This window comes from Gordonia sp. CPCC 205333 (genome assembly GCF_048537885.1).
GTDB lineage: Bacteria > Actinomycetota > Actinomycetes > Mycobacteriales > Mycobacteriaceae > Gordonia.
The window spans coordinates 266646-284203 of record NZ_JBCLVI010000002.1 but is presented as its reverse complement, the minus strand read 5'-3'; the positions used below and the strand labels follow the sequence as shown (position 1 = coordinate 284203).

Sequence of the window (17558 nt, the reverse complement as noted above, 5' to 3'; positions counted from 1 at the left end):
GGTGAGCCGCTGCGCGTCCTATGCGGTCAGCTCAAGACATGGGCGCAGCGCATATGGACGAGATACTCGACGCGCGGGACAGTTACGACAGCCGGTCAGCGTGAAGTGGTCGCCGAATACAGTCGGCGGGCGGCGGCGGTGGCTTCCGGCGCGTGCGTGATCGCCCGTACGACGACAATGCGGCGGGCGCCTGCGTCCAGGACCTCGGGTAGGCGGTGTTCGTCGATTCCGCCGATCGCGAACCACGGCCGATCGGTATCCAGCGACGCCGCGGTGCGGACCAGGGCGAGTCCGGGCGCGCTGCGATCAGGCTTGGTCGGTGTCGGCCAGCATGGCCCGACGCAGAAATAGTCGACGCTGGTCGCGATCGCGGCAGAGCGAGCCTGTTGATCGTCGTGGGTGGACAACCCGATGATCATGTCGTCGCCGACGATGTCGCGAGCAACCGCGATCGGCAAATCGCCCTGGCCGAGATGCAAGATGTCGGCCTGCGCGGCGACGGCGATATCGGCACGATCGTTGACCGAGAGAAGTGCGCCCGTCGCGTCGGTGACTTCACGGAGCTTCGCGAGTAGGTCTAGCTCTTCACCGGCCTCCAACGCGCCGAATTCGCGTTCGCCGGGCGAGCCCTTGTCACGCAGTTGCACGATGTCGACACCGCCGGCGATTGCGGCACTGACGAATTCGACCAGATCGCCGCGCTCACGGCGTGCATCGGTACACAGGTACAAGCGAGCTTGGGAAAGTCGAGCGCGAGGGTCCACTCGGGCAACGGTAGGCTAGGCGGCGAGATCACGGGAGTCCGAGGGGTGCCGAAGGCGGGCACAGGTCGGACTGAGAGTGCGGGCCAGGTATCCGCTGACCGTTACAACCTGATCCGGGTCATGCCGGCGAAGGGAGGAATCACATTATGAATCTCGCAGTCGTCGGTGGCGGTGTCATCGGACTCACCTGTGCGCTGCGCGCCGCCGACGAAGGTTGGCGGGTCACGGTGTTCGATGCCGGGGCGTCGAGCCGGGCGTCCGACGTAGCGGCTGGCATGCTCGGTTCCCTTGGCGAAGGCATCCCCGGCGAGGAAGCCCAGCTCGAACTATCGGCAGCGTCGGTGCGGGCCTGGCCATCGCTCTTGGACCGGCTCGGTGATCCCGATATCGTCGCGGCTCGCGACTCGTTGTTCGTAGGTTTCACAGCTGCCGACATGAAGTATTTACATCAATTGGCTCGGTTTGTCTGGTCCGCCGATGTCGCGGTGGCGTCGAGGTTGAGCGAGGTCAGTGCGACGCAGGTGCGTGCGTCGGAGCCGATGCTCAGTGGACGTTCGCAGGGCGGATACTTGGCGCGCGGGGAGATGGCGGTGGACAACCGCCGCCTCCTGAGGGGGTTGCGTGATGCTCTGGCCGACATCGGCGCTGAGTTCGTTGACGAACCCGTGACCGATCTCGCCGACGTGCGAGCCGACCAGACTCTGTTGGCCGCCGGACTGGATTCGAGCAAGCTGTGGCCGGGAGTGCAGATCTATGAAGCCAAGGGCGAGATCATTCGACTGCGCCGAAATCGATGGTCGGTCGCTCCGCCGCGACACGTAATCCGAGGTCGGATCGACAATCGGAATGTCTATCTGGTGCCGCGGATTGACGGCGTCGTCGTGGGCGCGACGCAATACGAACCGCTCGAACCGGACAACCGGATACCTCAGGTGGGCGGCGTGGCGGATCTGCTCGTCGATGCGTGCGAGATCATGCCGGGATTGCGGACCTATGACCTGGCCGAGGTCGGCGCGGGATTGCGGCCGATGACAGCTGATGGTCTGCCCGTCATAGAGCGAGTCGATGAGCGAGTTATCGCAGCTGTCGGTCACGGTCGCAACGGAATCCTGTTGGCGCCCTATACCGCTGACCGAGTCGCAGAATTGCTGACGGCGTAGACGAGATCGAGGAGAGTTCATGACTATCACCGTGAATGGTGACGATACCGAAGTCGCGGTCGACGTGACCGTAGCAGGTCTGGTCGTTCAGTTGGACCTGCCGCAGACCGGTATTGCCGTGGCGGTCGACGGATTTGTCGTGCCGCAGGGTGATTGGGGCCGATCGATTCCTATTGGGGCGCGGGTGGACATCGTGACGGCGGTGCAGGGTGGCTGACGGTCTCTTCACGGTGGCGGGTCGCGAGTTCGGCTCGCGGCTGATCACCGGAACAGGCGGTGCGTCGAATCTAGCTGTGCTCGAGCGTGCGCTGGTCGCATCCGGTACGGAGTTGACCACGGTGGCGATGCGGCGGATCTCGCCGTCGAGCGGGACCGGGCTGCTGGACTTGTTACGCAGGTTGGAGATCGCGGTGTTACCCAACACCGCGGGGTGTCACACCACTGCCGAGGCGGTATTGACCGCCCATCTTGGGCGGGAGGCCATCGGGACGGATCTGGTGAAGCTCGAGGTCATCGCCGACGACACCACATTGTTGCCCGATCCGGTCGAATTGCTTGACGCGGCAAGGACACTGGTAGCCGATGGGTTCGCAGTTCTCGCGTACTCCAACGACGATCCGGTGTTGGCCGCCCGACTAGAGGACGCGGGGGTAGCGGCAGTAATGCCGCTAGGGTCACCGATCGGCACTGGGCTGGGTATTCGGAACCCGCACAATATCGAGATGATCGTTTCGCGGGCATCGGTACCGGTAGTACTCGACGCAGGTATCGGAACCGCCAGTGACGCCGCGCTGGCGATGGAATTGGGTTGTGACGCGGTACTTCTCGCGACAGCGGTCACCCGAGCCGACGACCCCGAGATGATGGCGAATGCAATGCGGCACGCGGTGCTGGCCGGGCGGCAGGCGCTGTTGGCCGGCCGGATTCCCAAACGTTTCTGGGCGCGGGCGTCGTCACCCGCGCGGCGTTAAGCGAGGCGACACGGTCGCAGTACCACCCTGGGTGCGGTGAACTCTATTACGCTGCATACATGATTTCCGTCGAGAACTTGACCAAGGTCTACGGCGATACCGTCGCTGTCGACCACGTCTCCTTCGACGTGCGCCCAGGTGTGGTCACCGGGTTTCTCGGACCCAACGGTGCCGGGAAGACCACGACGATGCGGATGATGCTCGGTCTGGACCGACCGACAGATGGTTCGGTCACCTTCGACGGCGAGCCCTATACCAAGTTCACTTCGCCGCTGCGGCACGTCGGTGCGCTGCTCGACGCCAAGTGGGTGCACCCCAATCGCAGTGCGCGGTCACACCTGCGGTGGCTGGCCGCGTCGAACGGAATCGACCGCTCGCGAGTAGATCAGGTCCTCGACATGGTTGGCCTGTCCGACGTCGCCGGAAAGCGGGCCGGTGGCTTTTCTCTCGGCATGTCCCAGCGGCTGGGACTGGCCGCTGCGATGATCGGCGACCCGGCGGTCCTGCTCTTCGACGAACCGGTCAACGGACTCGATCCCGAAGGCATCGTCTGGATCAGAAATTTCATGAAACAGCTTGCTGCGCAGGGGCGGACGGTGCTCGTGTCCTCGCATCTGCTCACCGAGATGTCGCTGACCGCTGACCACGTGGTGGTTATCGGGCGGGGAAAAGTCATCGCCGATTGCACGATCGATGAGTTCACGAGCTCGGCCCGGCAGACCGTGCGAGTGCGTAGTCCGCATCTTCAGAAGCTCGGTGACACCTTGGTGCACAACGGTATTGCCGTTCGACCCGACAACGCGGCCGACGGCACACCGGCGATCGTCATCGATGGCGCGACTACCGAACAAGTCGGTGAACTCGCCGCGCAGCACGCGATTACTCTGCATGAGTTGTCGACAGTCACCGCATCACTCGAAGATGTCTTCATGGCGATGACCGCTGACGCGGTGCAGTACCGCGCACCAGGCGTCGCGCAGCATCCCGCATCGCCATGACCCGTGGCGCCGGCACGCCACCGACGTCCCTCCCGCGTCCCGCTCCGCTATTCGTCTGGAATTGGCCGGGTGCGACCGTCGCGGTCCTCGCTGCTCTGCCGGCCGCATATGTCGCACTCGACGACGTTCCGCGTGCCGCAGCACTCGCCGTCGGCATCCTGCCGGCCGCCGCCATTGGCATCAATCCGGAGCGGCGCAAGCGAATTGTCCTGTTGGCGGCCGGTCCGCTGATCGGACTGCCATTGGTGGCTGGGGCCGCAATCGCCGGTTCGCCGGCGCTGGCGACCGTCTGCCTGTGTCTGCTCGCAGCGTTGGGTGGCCGACTCGCATCAGCGAAACCCGCGGCACTGCTGGGCGGTCTGCTCACCGTCCTGGTGATTCCGATGGTCGCGATTGGGCTGAGTTTCGACGACGCCGGGTCTGCCCTGCGGATTGCCGGGCTGTTCGTCATCGCGTCGATATTGGTGTGGCTTGGCAGTCTCGCGATACCGGGAGGCGCACCTATACCCCGGCCGCCGGCAGAGGTATTCCCTGACTACTGGTGGATTCTGGTGGCAGTCGTCGCCACCGTCACCTCATCAATCGGGTTCGCACTGCATCTCGACCACGTCGGCTGGGCCTGCGGCGCCGCACTTCTCGTCCTGCGGCCCAATGCTGATCTGCAATGCTGGCGCACGCTGGGCCGTTTCGTCTCGGTGGTGTGCGGAGCAGCACTGGCCACCCTGCTGGTCTGGGCGCACACGCCGAATGTGTTGTACGCCTTGCTCATTCCGGTCATCGTCGCGGTCGCAGCTGGAACGGTTGGCAGTCGGTTCTATATTTTGCCGCTCTTCACCACATTCTTCGTGATTCTCCTGCTGGGTCACGCCGATGCCGACACCGCACAAGCTCGGTTGAACGAACGCGTCGGCGAGACGCTACTTGGACTGGCCGTCGCGGCCATCGTCGGAATAGGCGTTCCGGCACTCCTGCGTTATCGATCGCGAGCATAAAGATTCCGTAGAGATCCCAGGTCAGGACGTGCCGAATGCGTTAAGAACGCGTCGGCCCACCGCCACCGGCCGCACAGTGGGTCTGCGGCTCGCGATCCTTCGCGTAAGCCGCAGAGTCTTTCGGCGAGTGAGTGGAGAGTGAAGCGCGATGGCAGACGTGGCGTACTTGTGCGCGATTGTCGTTGGAATCCTGTTGTGTCTGTTGATGATCCGCGCCGTGGTGCGCCGGAACCAGTCATGACCGGCGCCGGAGTGACCAGTGTCGTACTGGTCATCGTCGCGATAGCCGTCATCGCCTACCTGCTGGTGGCGCTGGTCTATCCGGAAAGGTTCTGATGTCACCCGCTCTTGCCGCGACCTTGCAGATCCTGCTGGTCGTGTTCTTTCTGGCCGCCGCGTATGTTCCGCTCGGCGACTACATGGCCCGTGTTTACAGCGGGGCGCGTGACCTCGCGCCCGAACGATGGATCTATCGGATCGCGCGAGTCGACTCAGCGCGCGGTCAGACGTGGGTCGGCTACGCGGTGGCGGTGGTCGCCTTCAGTGGTGCCGGAATCATCGTTCTTTATGTGCTGCAACGTATCCAGCAGTGGTTGCCGATGTCGGGCGGGCACAGTTCCATCAATCCCGCGACAGCCTTCAATACGGCGATCTCGTTCGTGGCCAATACCAACTGGCAGTCCTACTCGCCAGAACAGGTGATGGGGAATCTCACTCAAATGGCTGGCCTCGCGGTGCAGAACTTTGCTTCCGCGGCGGTCGGGCTCGCGGTCGCGATCGCTCTGATCCGGGGCGTCATCAGCCGTGGCGACGCGCAATTGGGCAACTTCTGGGTGGATCTGGTCCGGGGCTGCGTGCGCATCCTACTGCCACTTGCGCTGCTTATCGCGCTGGTCTTCCTCACCCAGGGGGCGATTCAGTCATTCCACTCCGGTTTCGGTTTTACCGGGCTCGATGGCGTCGATCATCGCAGCGTCGTCGGCCCGTTCGCTTCGCAGGAATCCATAAAGTTGTTGGGCACCAACGGTGGTGGCACGCTCGCGGCCAACTCGGCCCATCCATTTTCCAATCCGACCCCGTTGAGCAATATCGTGCAGATCTTGGCGATCTTGTTGATACCGGTCTGCCTCACCCGTACCTACGGCACGCTGGTTCGTGACCATCGGCAGGGGTTGACGCTGCTCGGCGTTATGACTGTCCTGTTTGGAATCGTGCTCAGCGTCGCGTGGCTTGCCGAGTCCCGTGCGTCGGGGGTCGCTTCGGATGCCGCGGGCGCCATGCTCGAAGGTAAAGAGCAACGATTCGGCGTGCCCGCGTCGGTACTATTCGGTGTCGCTACGACCGGAACATCGACCGGCGCAGTCAATTCCGCACACGATAGCTTTTCACCCGCGGGTGGTGGTGCCTTGCTGTGGAATATGCTCCTCGGTGAGGTTGCGCCCGGCGGCGTCGGAACCGGTCTCTACGGCCTCTTGGTGCTGGCTATCATCGCCGTCTTCGTCGGCGGCCTACTCGTCGGACGCACGCCCCTTTTCCGAGGCAAACATATCGGGCAGCGGGAGATCACTGTCGCGGTGCTGTCGATCTTGGTCATGCCGGTGCTGGTGCTGACTGGAACGGCGATCACGCTGATCTTGCCGTCTACCAGTGGTTTTCAGACCAATGGCGGCGATCCCGGTTCGGTGAACGCCATCCATGGGTTTAGCGAAGTGCTCTACGCGTATGCATCTGCGGCGAATAACAATGGCAGCGCATTCGGCGGGCTCACCGTGACTAGCGATTGGTTCCAGACGTCACTGGGACTGGCCATGCTGTTCGGTCGATTGCTGCCGATCATCTTTACGCTCGCGCTCGCCGGACTGCTGGCGTCGCAGAAACCCAGATCGTCGACGTCGAGTGCGACCCTACCGACTCACGGCGTCCTGTACGGCGCTTTGCTGACCGGCACTGTCGTACTGGTCGCCGGACTAACCTTCTTCCCGGCTATGGCGCTGGGACCTATCGCAGAGGCGTTGGCATGACTGTGACGCATATACCTGAGAGTCGCACCGAGGCAACAGAATCAGACCTGAGCGACTCTGGCGCGGCTGTCCATCGGGTCTCGGCCGGCGCGTTCTCGCCACGGCAGATGATCACCGCACTGCCGTTGGCGGTGCGCAAACTGACTCCGCGGGCGCAGGCTCGCAATCCGGTGATGTTCGTCGTCTACCTGGGATCGATTCTCACGCTCGTCCTCGCCTGCTGGCATCCGTCGGTTTTCGCGTTCGGTGTCACCGTCTGGCTGTGGTTCACAGTACTGTTTGCGAACCTGGCCGAGGCGGTGGCCGAGGGGCGTGGTCGTGCGCAGGCCGACAGCCTCCGAAAAGTAAAGCGCGACACTATCGGCCGCCGTCTCAACGCGGACGGTTCGCTCACCGAGGTCCCTGGTGCGGAGTTGGTCATCGGCGACCGCATCGTCGTTGAGGCCGGTGAGGTAATCGCGGGCGACGGTGACGTCATCGAAGGTATCGCGACCGTCGACGAATCCGCGATCACCGGAGAGTCGGCACCGGTGATCCGTGAATCGGGCGGTGATCGCAGTGCGGTTACCGGCGGCACGACTGTTCTCTCGGATCGGATCGTCGTGGAGATAATGACGCCACCTGGTGAGTCCTTCGTCGATCGGATGATCGCACTCGTAGAAGGAGCGTCGCGAAAGAAGACGCCCAATGAGATCGCTCTCGACATACTGTTGGCCGGGTTGACCGTGGTCTTCCTGCTTGCCGTCGTCGCAATCGGGCCGATGCAGTCCTACAGTGGCGCGCAGGCCGATCCGGTGAAACTCATCGCACTGCTGGTGTGTTTGATCCCGACCACTATTGGCGCGCTGCTCAGCTCAATCGGTATCGCCGGGATGGACCGCTTGGTTCAGCGCAACGTTCTCGCGATGTCCGGTCGGGCCGTTGAGGCGGCGGGCGATGTCGATACCTTGCTCATGGACAAGACCGGCACCATCACTTTCGGCAACCGCCGCGCGACCGCCTTCTGGCCGTCGCCGGGCCTGACTGATGACGAAATGACCCGTGCCGCATGTGAATCGAGTCTCGCCGATGACACTCCGGAAGGTCGCAGCATCATCGAGTTATGTCTTGAGCGTCCGGGTGCGGACACGGCGAGCATCGTCGACCGGGCCGACGATATTGAAGGTGTCGTGGTCGTGCCGTTCACCGCACAGACCCGGATGAGCGGGCGAGACATCGCCGAGGGAAAACGAATTCGTCGGCTACGCAAGGGCGCGGCCGATGCGGTCCTTACCTGGGTGCGCGAGGCCGGCGGATCGGTGCCGACCGAAACCGAGACCCGAGTCGAGCAGATCGCCTCGGCTGGCGGCACTCCGTTGGTGGTGGCAGCTGCCGACGACACATCCGCACCGGCGGTCGTTGGTGTCATCGAGCTGAGCGATGTCGTGAAACCCGGTATGGCGCAACGATTCGCCGAGTTGAGGGCGATGGGTATCCGCACCGTTATGGTGACCGGCGACAATCCGCTGACCGCGGCCTCTATCGCCGAGCAGGCCGGCGTCGATGACTTTGTCGCGGAGGCGACTCCGGAAGACAAATTGGCGTTGATTCGATCGGAGCAGTCCGGCGGTCGTCTCGTCGCGATGACCGGTGACGGTACCAACGACGCTCCGGCCCTTGCACAAGCTGATGTCGGGCTCGCGATGAACACCGGAACGTCAGCCGCAAAAGAAGCCGGCAATATGGTCGATCTGGATTCGGATCCGTCCAAACTCATTGAGGTTGTCGCGATCGGTAAACAATTGCTGATCACCCGCGGTGCGTTGACGACTTTCTCGCTGGCCAACGATTTGGCCAAGTATTTCGCCATCCTGCCGGCTCTGTTTAGCGCCGTCTATCCGCAGTTGGACAGTCTCAACATCATGCGGTTGGGATCGCCGAACTCCGCGATCATTTCTGCCGTGATTTTCAACGCGCTGATCATCATCGCGCTGATTCCCCTGTCACTCAAGGGAGTTCGGTACCGACCTAGTTCGGCGCAACGTCTGCTGGGCCGCAACCTAGTGGTTTATGGGCTGGGTGGCGTGATCACACCGTTCGTGGGGATATGGCTTGTCGATCTAGTTGTCCGACTGCTGCCGGGCATGGGTTAGGAGTAGCGATGACCAACCTTCTCAAGACATTCGGACGACAGCTCGCAGTTGCTTTCGCGGTACTGGCGGCATTGACCGTCGTGTTGGGATTGGCCTACCCGGCCGGCGTATGGCTCGTGTCGCGGATCGATTCGCATGCGGCTGAAGGTAGTCGGATGAGCGACGCGCGGGGCTGTGGTATTGGTTCATCCTTGATTGGAGTTGACCCGAAACCGGGTGTTGGACAAGCGGATTGGTATCTCCACTCGCGAGTGGCCGGGACGGTCGACGACGCGATGGCTCCCGGCGACCCCGCGGCGTCCGCGGCAAGCAACCTCGGCCCCAACAACCCTGACCTGCATACGCGTATCGACTTACGCCGGAGCTATATCGCGGCACGGGACGGAGTTGCGCCATCGGCCGTGCCTGTCGACGCAGTGACCGGCTCGGGTTCGGGTCTCGATCCGGACATCAGCATCACCTATGCGAATCTTCAGATCGCGCGAATCGCACGCGAGGGGCGCTTGCCCGAATCGAAGGTGCGGCAAATCATCGCCGACAACACCGCAGGCAGGCAGTGGGGGTTCCTCGGACAGCCCAGAGTCAATGTCGTGCGGGTCAACGTTGCGCTGGGCCATGTCGTAGCGGTGTGTCACCGGTAGGTGCGCCGGCCGCGCGGCGGTCGGACAGTATCGTCGAATCATGACTCAGGGTGTGTCACCGACGGCGGATCGCGGCGGGCGCCGACGAGGCGCTCTGACCGTGTTCCTCGGCTGCGCCCCCGGCGTCGGAAAGACCTTCGAGATGCTCATGCATGCGCACGCACTCGTCGCCGAAGGCCGGGACGTTGTGGTCGGCGTCGTGGAGTCACACGGCCGCACGGCGACTGCGGCCCTGGTCGATGGGCTGGAGGTCGTTGCCCCCACATCGTTTTCGTACCGGGATACCGTGCTCTGGGAGATGGACCTGAGAGCGGTGCTTGATCGAGCTCCCGAGGTTGTGCTGGTCGATGAGCTCGCACACACCAATGCGGTCGGGGCCGTCCACGCTAAGCGGTGGCAAGACATCGATGCGATACGCGCCGCCGGTATTGACGTCGTCACGACGGTGAATATCCAACATCTCGACTCGCTCAACGATGTCGTCGAGCAGATCACTGGCGTCACCCAACGGGAAACCGTACCCGACGCCGTCGTGCGTGCAGCCGATCAGATCGAACTCGTCGATATCGCGCCAGAAGCCTTGCAGCAGAGGCTCACCGCCGGAAAGGTCTATCCCGCCGATCGGGTGCATGGTGCGCTGGCCAACTACTTTCGCCGTGGCAATCTCACCGCGTTGCGTGAGCTGGCCCTGTTATGGCTGGCCGATAGGGTCGATGAGTCGCTCGCGGCCTATCGAGCCGAACACAACATCACCGCAACGTGGGAGGCCCGTGAACGTGTCGTGGTGGCCGTCACGGGTGGGCCGGAATCGACGACGTTGTTGCGGCGCGCCAGTCGAATCGCATCACGGTCGGGTGCCGAACTCATTGTCGTGCACGTGATCTCCGATGACGGCCTGATGGATCCGACGGCAGACCTTGCCGATGTCACTCGGCTCGCCGAAGGGTTCTCCGCCCAAGTGCATACCGTGGTTGGCGACGACATTCCCACCGCGCTACTGGATTTCGCCCGTTCGGTCAATGCGACCCAGTTGGTGTTGGGTACGTCGCGGCGATCGCGGTGGCGGCGGCTCATCACCGAAGGTGCGGGCGCGGCCGTCGTGCGCGACTCGGGGAAGATCGATGTCCACATGGTTACCCATGATCAATCCGCGAAACGACGAAACTATCTCGATATCCGCCGTTCGCGTTTTCGTCGCCCGCTGAGTTGGGCTGCGGCAGTTGTAGTTCCGATCGCCGCATCGGCGGGGATCAGCGTAATCGACCGCTGGCTCAATGTCGGCAGCGAGTCGGCGATCTTCTTCGCGGTGATCCTGGCCGTCTCACTACTGGGGGGTTGGGGCCCTGCGGCGCTGTCGGCGCTCGTGTCGGCATTGTTGCTCAACTGGCTGTTCACCGCTCCGCGGCACACGCTGACGATCTCCGAACCGGCGAACGTAATCACGATTGCGGTCATGTTCGCGGTCGCGATAGCCGTTGCGGTACTGGTGGATTCGGTCGCCGCACGGCGCGTCGAGGCGCAGCGGGCCACGCGTGACGCCGAGGTGATCGCGACATTCTCGTCTGCCGCGATGCGCGGTGACGGAATCGAGTCGCTGCTGGCCCAGGTTCGCGAAGCCTATGCGCAACAGGGCGTTTGCCTATTACGCGATCACGGTGAGGGCCAGACGATCGTCGAGGCAGTCGGTGATGCGCCGGCCGGGATGGCAGACGCCGACACCGTCTGTCCGGTGTCCGACGGGGAGTTCGTGCTTCTGTTGCGCGGACCGGCGGTCGCGGTCCGCGAGCGGCGGGTGCTCGATGCGGTTGCCGCACAGGTCGCGGGAGTGGTCACGCGTCGCGAACTCGCCGAGCGCGCGGCTGACGCGCAGGCAGTCGCGGCAGCTGATCAGTTGCGCGGAGCGCTCCTGTCCGCGGTGAGTCACGATCTACGAACTCCGCTCGCGACGATTAAAGCAACTGCGTCGAGTCTGCGGGCGACCGACGTGACGTTTGACGCCAACGACACAGCGGAGTTGTTGGCCGGCATCGAGGAATCCACCGATCATCTCACCGCGATTGTCGGAAATCTGCTCGATTCCTCACGCCTTGCGGCCGGGGTGGTGACCGCGCATCCTCAACTCGTCGCGGTCGAGGAAATCGTCGACCGAGTGATCGCGACTTTGCCGCCGACGCTCGACGGAACACCTGTCTCGACCCTTATCGGCAACCGCACCGCGGGCATCGTAACCTATGCCGATGTCGGTCTGCTGGAGCGAGTACTGGCCAATGTGATCGATAATGCGGTGCGGCACAGCGGGACCGGACAAAGTTTCGACGGTAGACCGGTCGTTGAGGTGACCGCCCGCTATGTTTCCTCGGCGGGACGCCGCTGTCGGATCCTGGTCATCGATCACGGCGCGGGGGTGTCCGAACGGGAACGTCAGACAATGTTCTCCGCCTTCACTCGACTAGGGGATCGCAATGCGACATCCGGTGTGGGGCTGGGCCTGTCGGTCGCGCGTGGGTTCGTCGAGGCGATGGCCGGGACAATCCACGCCGGGCAGACAGCGGGCGGTGGACTCACCATGGTGATCGAATTGCCCAGCGAGGAAGGTATCGATGGCTGAACGCATCCGCGTGTTGATAGTCGATGACGAGCCGGCGCTGCTCCGAGCATTGCGAATCAACCTCAACGCCAGGGGATTTGATGTCGCCGTGGCGGCCACCGGTGCACAGGCGCTAACGCTGGCCGCCCGGCATCGACCAGATGTCGTGGTGCTCGACCTCGGCCTGCCGGATATGGATGGACGGACGGTGCTGGACGGGTTGCGCGGTTGGACCAACGTACCCGTGATCGTTCTTTCGGCACGCACTGACGCGATGGACAAAGTCGATGCACTCGATGCCGGTGCTGACGACTACGTGACCAAACCGTTCGGCATGGAGGAGTTCTTGGCTCGGTTACGTGCCGCGGTGCGCCGCGGGGCAGTTGGGACGCGGGCCGACAAACCGGTGGTAACCACCGCCACATTCACCGTCGATCTCGGCGCCAAACGGGTCACCCGCGAAGGCCGGGATGTCCACCTCACACCGACCGAGTGGGGAATCCTCGAGCTCCTGGCCAATAACGTCGGGCAACTGGTGACTCAGGCCGAATTGCTCAATTCCGTGTGGGGTCCGGCCTACGCGGGCCAAAACCATTACCTACGAGTGTATTTGGCTGGTCTGCGACGAAAGCTCGAGGCCGACCCGGCACACCCACGTCACCTGATCACCGAACAGGGGATGGGATACCGGTTGGTCGAGTAGACGCGGCCGGACCTACTCCGGTTCCGACACTCGCCACAGTGGGTTCACCGGACCATGCCCGGCGCCAAGAGGGTAGGCCCAGCGTAATCCTTCGGTGACCCACGACTTGGCGAACCGCACGGCATCGGGGACTGAAAACCCATGTGCCAGAGCAGCGGTGATGGCCGCGGCGAGGGTATCACCGGCACCGTGGTCGTGGCCTGTTGCGATGCGCTCGGTAGTAAACTCAAAGTGTTCGCTGCCATCGCTCAGGAGGTCGGGGCTCTGCCGCGAATTGCGCAGATGCCCCCCTTTGATCAACGCCCACCGAGCTCCGAGGTCGAGGAGCGCCCGTGCGGCGGCACGTTGCGATGCAGGGTCAGTCACCTCGATGCCGGTGATCAGCCGCACCTCGTCCAGATTTGGGGTCACCACGGTTGCCCGTGGAATCAGCCTGGTACGTAACGCATCGAATGCCTCGGCGGCCAGCAATGGGTCGCCGTGCATCGAGGCAGCCACCGGGTCCACGACGAGCGGCGTGGCGTGATCGCGCCCGATACCAAGATCGTCGGCGGTGCCGGAGACGGTCTCGATGATGGCACCCGAAGCCAGCATGCCGGTCTTGGCGGCGTTCACCCCGATGTCGGTGGCGACTGAAGTCATCTGAGCGGCAACGATTTCCGGGTCGATAGCGACAAAATCGCTGACACCGACGGTGTTTTGCACAGTCACGGCGGTGACAGCGACACACGCGTGCAGGCCAAGGAGTGCGAAGGTGCGCATATCGGCCTGTATTCCGGCGCCACCGCCGGAGTCCGACCCCGCCACGGTCATCACCCGGACCGGCGTCGCGCCGATCCGGGCGGTGGGCAGAAGAGGTACTCCGTTGTGGCTCAAGCGGTTCAGACGCTTTCCACGCTGTCGAGAGGGAGGTACACCCGGTTGCCCGCGTCGATGAACTCCTGCGATTTCGCTGCCATTTCCGCGGCGATCTTACGATCGATGTCCTCGGTGGTCACCAGATTGTTCTCCTCTGCGTAGGCACGCACATCAGCCGAGATGCGCATCGAGCAGAACTTGGGCCCGCACATCGAGCAGAAGTGGGCTGTTTTTGCTGGCTCGGCCGGCATCGTCTCGTCGTGGTACTCCCGTGCGGTGTCAGGATCGAGGGCGAGATTGAACTGATCGGTCCAGCGAAACTCGAAGCGCGCCTTGCTCAATGCGTTATCCCGGTCCTGTGCGCGCGGATGGCCTTTGGCCAGATCGGCCGAATGTGCGGCGATTTTGTAGGTGATCACACCGACTTTCACGTCGTCGCGGTTGGGCAGTCCGAGGTGTTCCTTCGGAGTCACGTAGCAGAGCATTGCGGTGCCGGCCTGGGCTATCATCGCAGCGCCGATGGCAGAGGTGATGTGATCATAGGCCGGTGCGATGTCGGTGGCGAGTGGTCCGAGTGTGTAGAACGGGGCCTCCTCGCACAATTCTTCTTCGAGCCGAACGTTTTCCGCGATCTTGTGCATCGGCACGTGGCCCGGACCTTCGATCATCACTTGCACGCCAAAGGATTTCGCGATCTTCGTGAGTTCTCCGAGGGTACGCAACTCGGCGAACTGAGCGTCGTCATTTGCGTCGGCAATGGAACCGGGACGCAGGCCATCGCCGAGAGAGAAGGTGATGTCGTATTGCGCGAAGATCTCACACAGCTCGTTGAAATGTGTGTAGAGGAACGACTCTTCGTGGTGGGCCAGGCACCAGGCGGCCATAATCGATCCACCCCGCGACACGATGCCGGTGACCCGACGGGCTGTCAATGGCACATAGCGGAGCAGTACCCCGGCGTGCACGGTCATATAGTCGACGCCCTGCTCGGCCTGCTCGATGACGGTGTCGCGGTACAGCTCCCAGGTGAGTTTTGTTGGATCGCCGTTGACCTTTTCCAGCGCCTGGTAGATCGGGACCGTCCCGACCGGCACCGGCGAGTTACGCATGATCCACTCGCGGGTCTGATGAATGTCTTTGCCGGTGGACAGATCCATGATCGTGTCGGCTCCCCATCGGGTTGCCCAGACCATCTTCTCGACCTCCTCGGCGATCGACGAGGTGACCGCGGAATTACCGATATTCGCATTGATCTTGACCGCGAATGCCTTTCCGATGATCATCGGCTCGCATTCAGGATGGCGGTGATTGGCGGGAATTACTGCGCGGCCGATGGCGACCTCGCTGCGGACCAACTCGGGATCGACGCCTTCGCGTGCGGCGATGAATCGCATCTCGTCGGTGACGATGCCGGCTCGGGCCCATGCCAATTGGGTTGCCGCACCGCCGATCGCCTGGGGTTTGGTCCACGAGTCGCGGGTGCGGGCGAGCCCGGCCTCGACATCGATTTCAGCGTCGGAGTCGGTGTAGGGACCCGACGTGTCATATAGATCCAGGTGTTCACCGTTGGTGAGATTGACCCGACGCTGGGGGACTCGCAGATGATCGAGTTCCAAATAACGCTTGTTGCTGCCTTCGATCGGACCAGTCGTGATCTGGGTCGCGGATACAGGTGTGCCCATGCTTTCAACTCCCTACGCCGGCATTATCCGGACAGGTTCCGGCGGTCGGCGACCGTCCTGTCGCCATCTCAGCCCTCGGTACGTGAGAGCCCCCGCGTGTTCATTTGTGATGTGCGTCCAACACACTACCGCTGCCGCCGTCGAGATGCTCGCCGTCGTCGTTGGCCCGGCGGAATGTCCCCTTTGTCCGCTGTGGCAGGTGGGGAACTGGAGTGTTTTTGTGAAAATTGATCGCAATTTGCATACAGAACGGAAACGGGTCGCGAATCGGGGTCGAGTCAGCTCGCAGGCGGGGTCGTTCCTAGCTATGCTGTGACTAGAGTCACAGTTGGGCCGACGTCGTGGAAAGGCACATCAGGTGCCGTCGTCGTCGTCGGCGTTTACTGGGAGCAAAGGAGTCAATTGTGCAGTTCAAACGTCGTCATCGCCCGCCGCAATCGGCGCAGGCCATTCTGCAGCAAATAGCCGAGGTCGTGCACAATCCCACGCGCGATCGCTTTGAGCTATGGGTCGCGGGCGATCTCGTCGGCGTGCTCGGTTATCAAACCGAGGTGTCGTCGGAGGGGTCGGTGATCACCGTTCTGCACACGGTTATCTACGACGAATACACCGGGCACGGGTTGGGAACCAGACTCACCCGAGGTGCCCTTGACTACGTGCGGGAACAGGGCGCGCGCATTCGGCCGGTGTGCACTTTTACCAAGCAATACCTAGATGCTCATCCGGGAGTCGTGCCAATCGCGGCGTGAGCTGCAACCAGCTAACGACCTGGGTGGCGATCGCGCAGAACCGCAGGTCGCAGGCGGCTATTGGCGAGGTTGATTCCGGCAATCATCGTGGCGGCGACAACCAGCGCGACAGTGAGTGCGGTTGACCAACTCGCGGCGATCGCGGTCGCCGTTCCGGATGAAGATCCAGTGCTCGCCTTCGCGTAGAGCACGACCAGCGCAAGTGACGCCAGCGAACCGTAGGCGGTCATTACGACGCCGAGCCATCGCGGGATCTGCCGGTCGCGTTTGCGGGTGCTCATTTGCCGATCCTAGCGATGATGCGGCCACCTGGCCGGGGAAGTAGCGATATCGCGTGAACTGATTGCGTGCGCATGACTCGAGCATGCCCCTGTTCACTGAACGAATGATGAGCGACCTAGCCTGATCTGCGCTTATGTGGCGTGTCGCAGCTGGGTGGATAGCCATTGCCTGATGGAAAGATAGGTTAGCCTAAGTACATCGGGTAGGGTGGCGCTCGAATCTAGCGAAGGGTGCGCCTAATGGCTGACGCGTCAACACAAACACTGTCACGCGGGTGGCAGGGCCGAGTCCTCAAGCTCATGGGAGCTGACGACTTCGTCTTCACTGTCACCAGCAATGAGTCCATCACCGACGACTATGTGCGGCTCGGCTTCACCGGCGGTGGACTACTGGGCGCTCGACCGATTCATCCCACCATGTGGGTGCGGTTGTGGTTCGAAGACAACGGCAAACTGCACCAGCGTGGGTACACCCTGGTCGATACCGACCTGGCCACTGACACTTTCTACATCGAATTCGCCATTCATGACGGCACCGCGGCGCGGTGGGCCCAGACGGCCGAGCCTGGCGACAAGATCAACGCGACCTTTATGGGTTCCAAGTTCGCCTATCCGGATCCCGCGCCGTCGGGATGGCTGATCGTCGGAGATGCCGCTTCCCTCCCGGCGATCAATTCGCTGCTCGAGGCGATCGACGGATCGTCCAATCCGGCTGCGGCCGCGACTATTTGGTTCGAGGTGAGCCACGCCTCCGAACGCACGCTGCCGATCAAGAGGCGACCGCAAGACACGGTTCACTACGTCGACCGGACTGACGGTGGTGCGGATCTGATTGCCGCGGTCGCCGCGCAGGCGTTCGATGCCGCGGGCCAATTCGGTTGGATAGCAACCGAATCGGTTTCCACCAGGGCAATTACGGCCCTCTTCCGCAACGACTACAAGCTCGGGCGCAAAGGTGTGAAGTCGCAGGCTTATTGGATTTACGGTCGCTCGTTCGGATAGGCGTGCTGTTGCGGCGG

Annotated in this window: 17 protein-coding genes and 2 riboswitches; of the genes, 13 read left to right on the top strand and 4 right to left on the bottom strand. The window is 62.9% G+C overall.

Annotated elements, in window-relative coordinates:
* Positions 1-95: 95 nt before the first annotated feature.
* The gene (gene thiE / locus AAFP29_RS06855; protein WP_419216601.1) at positions 96-764 is read right to left on the bottom strand and encodes a thiamine phosphate synthase; all 669 of its coding nucleotides are present in this window, start codon (positions 762-764) and stop codon (positions 96-98) included.
* Between the two features lie 29 nt (positions 765-793).
* Positions 794-900, top strand: a riboswitch (TPP riboswitch).
* Positions 901-910: 10 nt separating this feature from the next.
* Between thiE and AAFP29_RS06850 the strand changes: the two genes are divergently transcribed.
* From AAFP29_RS06850 to AAFP29_RS06800, 11 genes are all read left to right on the top strand, one after another.
* Entirely contained in the window at positions 911-1924 is a 1014-nt protein-coding gene (locus tag AAFP29_RS06850) for an FAD-dependent oxidoreductase (RefSeq protein WP_419216600.1), read from the top strand.
* Positions 1925-1943: 19 nt separating this feature from the next.
* Complete coding sequence (gene thiS, locus AAFP29_RS06845) at positions 1944-2141, top strand: sulfur carrier protein ThiS (RefSeq protein WP_419216599.1); 198 nt, start codon at positions 1944-1946, stop codon at positions 2139-2141.
* On the top strand, positions 2134-2895 hold the full coding sequence (locus AAFP29_RS06840) for a thiazole synthase (protein ID WP_419216598.1): 762 nt from the start codon (positions 2134-2136) through the stop codon (positions 2893-2895). The genes thiS and AAFP29_RS06840 overlap by 8 nt, the downstream gene beginning before the upstream one ends.
* A gap of 59 nt (positions 2896-2954) precedes the next feature.
* Positions 2955-3893, top strand: a complete 939-nt coding sequence (locus tag AAFP29_RS06835) for an ABC transporter ATP-binding protein (RefSeq protein WP_419216597.1) — start codon at positions 2955-2957, stop codon at positions 3891-3893.
* Entirely contained in the window at positions 3890-4885 is a 996-nt protein-coding gene (locus tag AAFP29_RS06830; RefSeq protein WP_419216596.1) for an FUSC family protein, read from the top strand. The genes AAFP29_RS06835 and AAFP29_RS06830 overlap by 4 nt, the downstream gene beginning before the upstream one ends.
* 237 nt (positions 4886-5122) lie before the next feature.
* Entirely contained in the window at positions 5123-5221 is a 99-nt protein-coding gene (locus AAFP29_RS06825) for a potassium-transporting ATPase subunit F (RefSeq protein WP_419216595.1), read from the top strand.
* Positions 5221-6906 carry a potassium-transporting ATPase subunit KdpA gene (gene kdpA / locus AAFP29_RS06820; protein ID WP_419216594.1) on the top strand — a complete coding sequence of 562 codons (1686 nt, stop codon included), beginning with the start codon at positions 5221-5223 and terminating at the stop codon, positions 6904-6906. The genes AAFP29_RS06825 and kdpA overlap by 1 nt, the downstream gene beginning before the upstream one ends.
* The gene (kdpB, locus tag AAFP29_RS06815; RefSeq protein WP_419216593.1) at positions 6903-9038 is read left to right on the top strand and encodes a potassium-transporting ATPase subunit KdpB; all 2136 of its coding nucleotides are present in this window, start codon (positions 6903-6905) and stop codon (positions 9036-9038) included. The genes kdpA and kdpB overlap by 4 nt, the downstream gene beginning before the upstream one ends.
* 8 nt (positions 9039-9046) lie before the next feature.
* Positions 9047-9679, top strand: a complete 633-nt coding sequence (locus AAFP29_RS06810) for a potassium-transporting ATPase subunit C (RefSeq protein WP_419216592.1) — start codon at positions 9047-9049, stop codon at positions 9677-9679.
* 40 nt (positions 9680-9719) lie between these two features.
* The gene (locus tag AAFP29_RS06805) at positions 9720-12287 is read left to right on the top strand and encodes a DUF4118 domain-containing protein (protein ID WP_419216591.1); all 2568 of its coding nucleotides are present in this window, start codon (positions 9720-9722) and stop codon (positions 12285-12287) included.
* A complete protein-coding gene (locus tag AAFP29_RS06800) occupies positions 12280-12969 on the top strand; it encodes a response regulator (RefSeq protein ID WP_419216590.1) in 690 nt (229 codons plus the stop codon). Before AAFP29_RS06805 ends, AAFP29_RS06800 begins: the two co-directional genes overlap by 8 nt.
* Before the next feature lie 12 nt (positions 12970-12981).
* Here the strand turns inward: AAFP29_RS06800 and thiD are convergent, their stop codons facing one another.
* Both thiD and thiC read right to left on the bottom strand, forming a co-directional pair.
* A complete protein-coding gene (gene thiD, locus AAFP29_RS06795; protein WP_419217230.1) occupies positions 12982-13782 on the bottom strand; it encodes a bifunctional hydroxymethylpyrimidine kinase/phosphomethylpyrimidine kinase in 801 nt (266 codons plus the stop codon).
* 68 nt (positions 13783-13850) lie between these two features.
* Complete coding sequence (gene thiC / locus AAFP29_RS06790) at positions 13851-15509, bottom strand: phosphomethylpyrimidine synthase ThiC (protein ID WP_419216589.1); 1659 nt, start codon at positions 15507-15509, stop codon at positions 13851-13853.
* Positions 15502-15615: riboswitch (TPP riboswitch) on the bottom strand. It overlaps the preceding gene by 8 nt.
* Positions 15616-15913: 298 nt before the next feature.
* Between thiC and AAFP29_RS06785 the strand changes: the two genes are divergently transcribed.
* Positions 15914-16258 carry a GNAT family N-acetyltransferase gene (locus AAFP29_RS06785; protein ID WP_419216588.1) on the top strand — a complete coding sequence of 115 codons (345 nt, stop codon included), beginning with the start codon at positions 15914-15916 and terminating at the stop codon, positions 16256-16258.
* 11 nt (positions 16259-16269) lie between these two features.
* On the opposite strand, the gene AAFP29_RS06780 is transcribed toward AAFP29_RS06785, so the two are convergent.
* Positions 16270-16539, bottom strand: a complete 270-nt coding sequence (locus AAFP29_RS06780) for a hypothetical protein (protein ID WP_419216587.1) — start codon at positions 16537-16539, stop codon at positions 16270-16272.
* Between the two features lie 240 nt (positions 16540-16779).
* Between AAFP29_RS06780 and AAFP29_RS06775 the strand changes: the two genes are divergently transcribed.
* Positions 16780-17541 carry a siderophore-interacting protein gene (locus tag AAFP29_RS06775; protein ID WP_419216586.1) on the top strand — a complete coding sequence of 254 codons (762 nt, stop codon included), beginning with the start codon at positions 16780-16782 and terminating at the stop codon, positions 17539-17541.
* Positions 17542-17558: the final 17 nt, after the last annotated feature.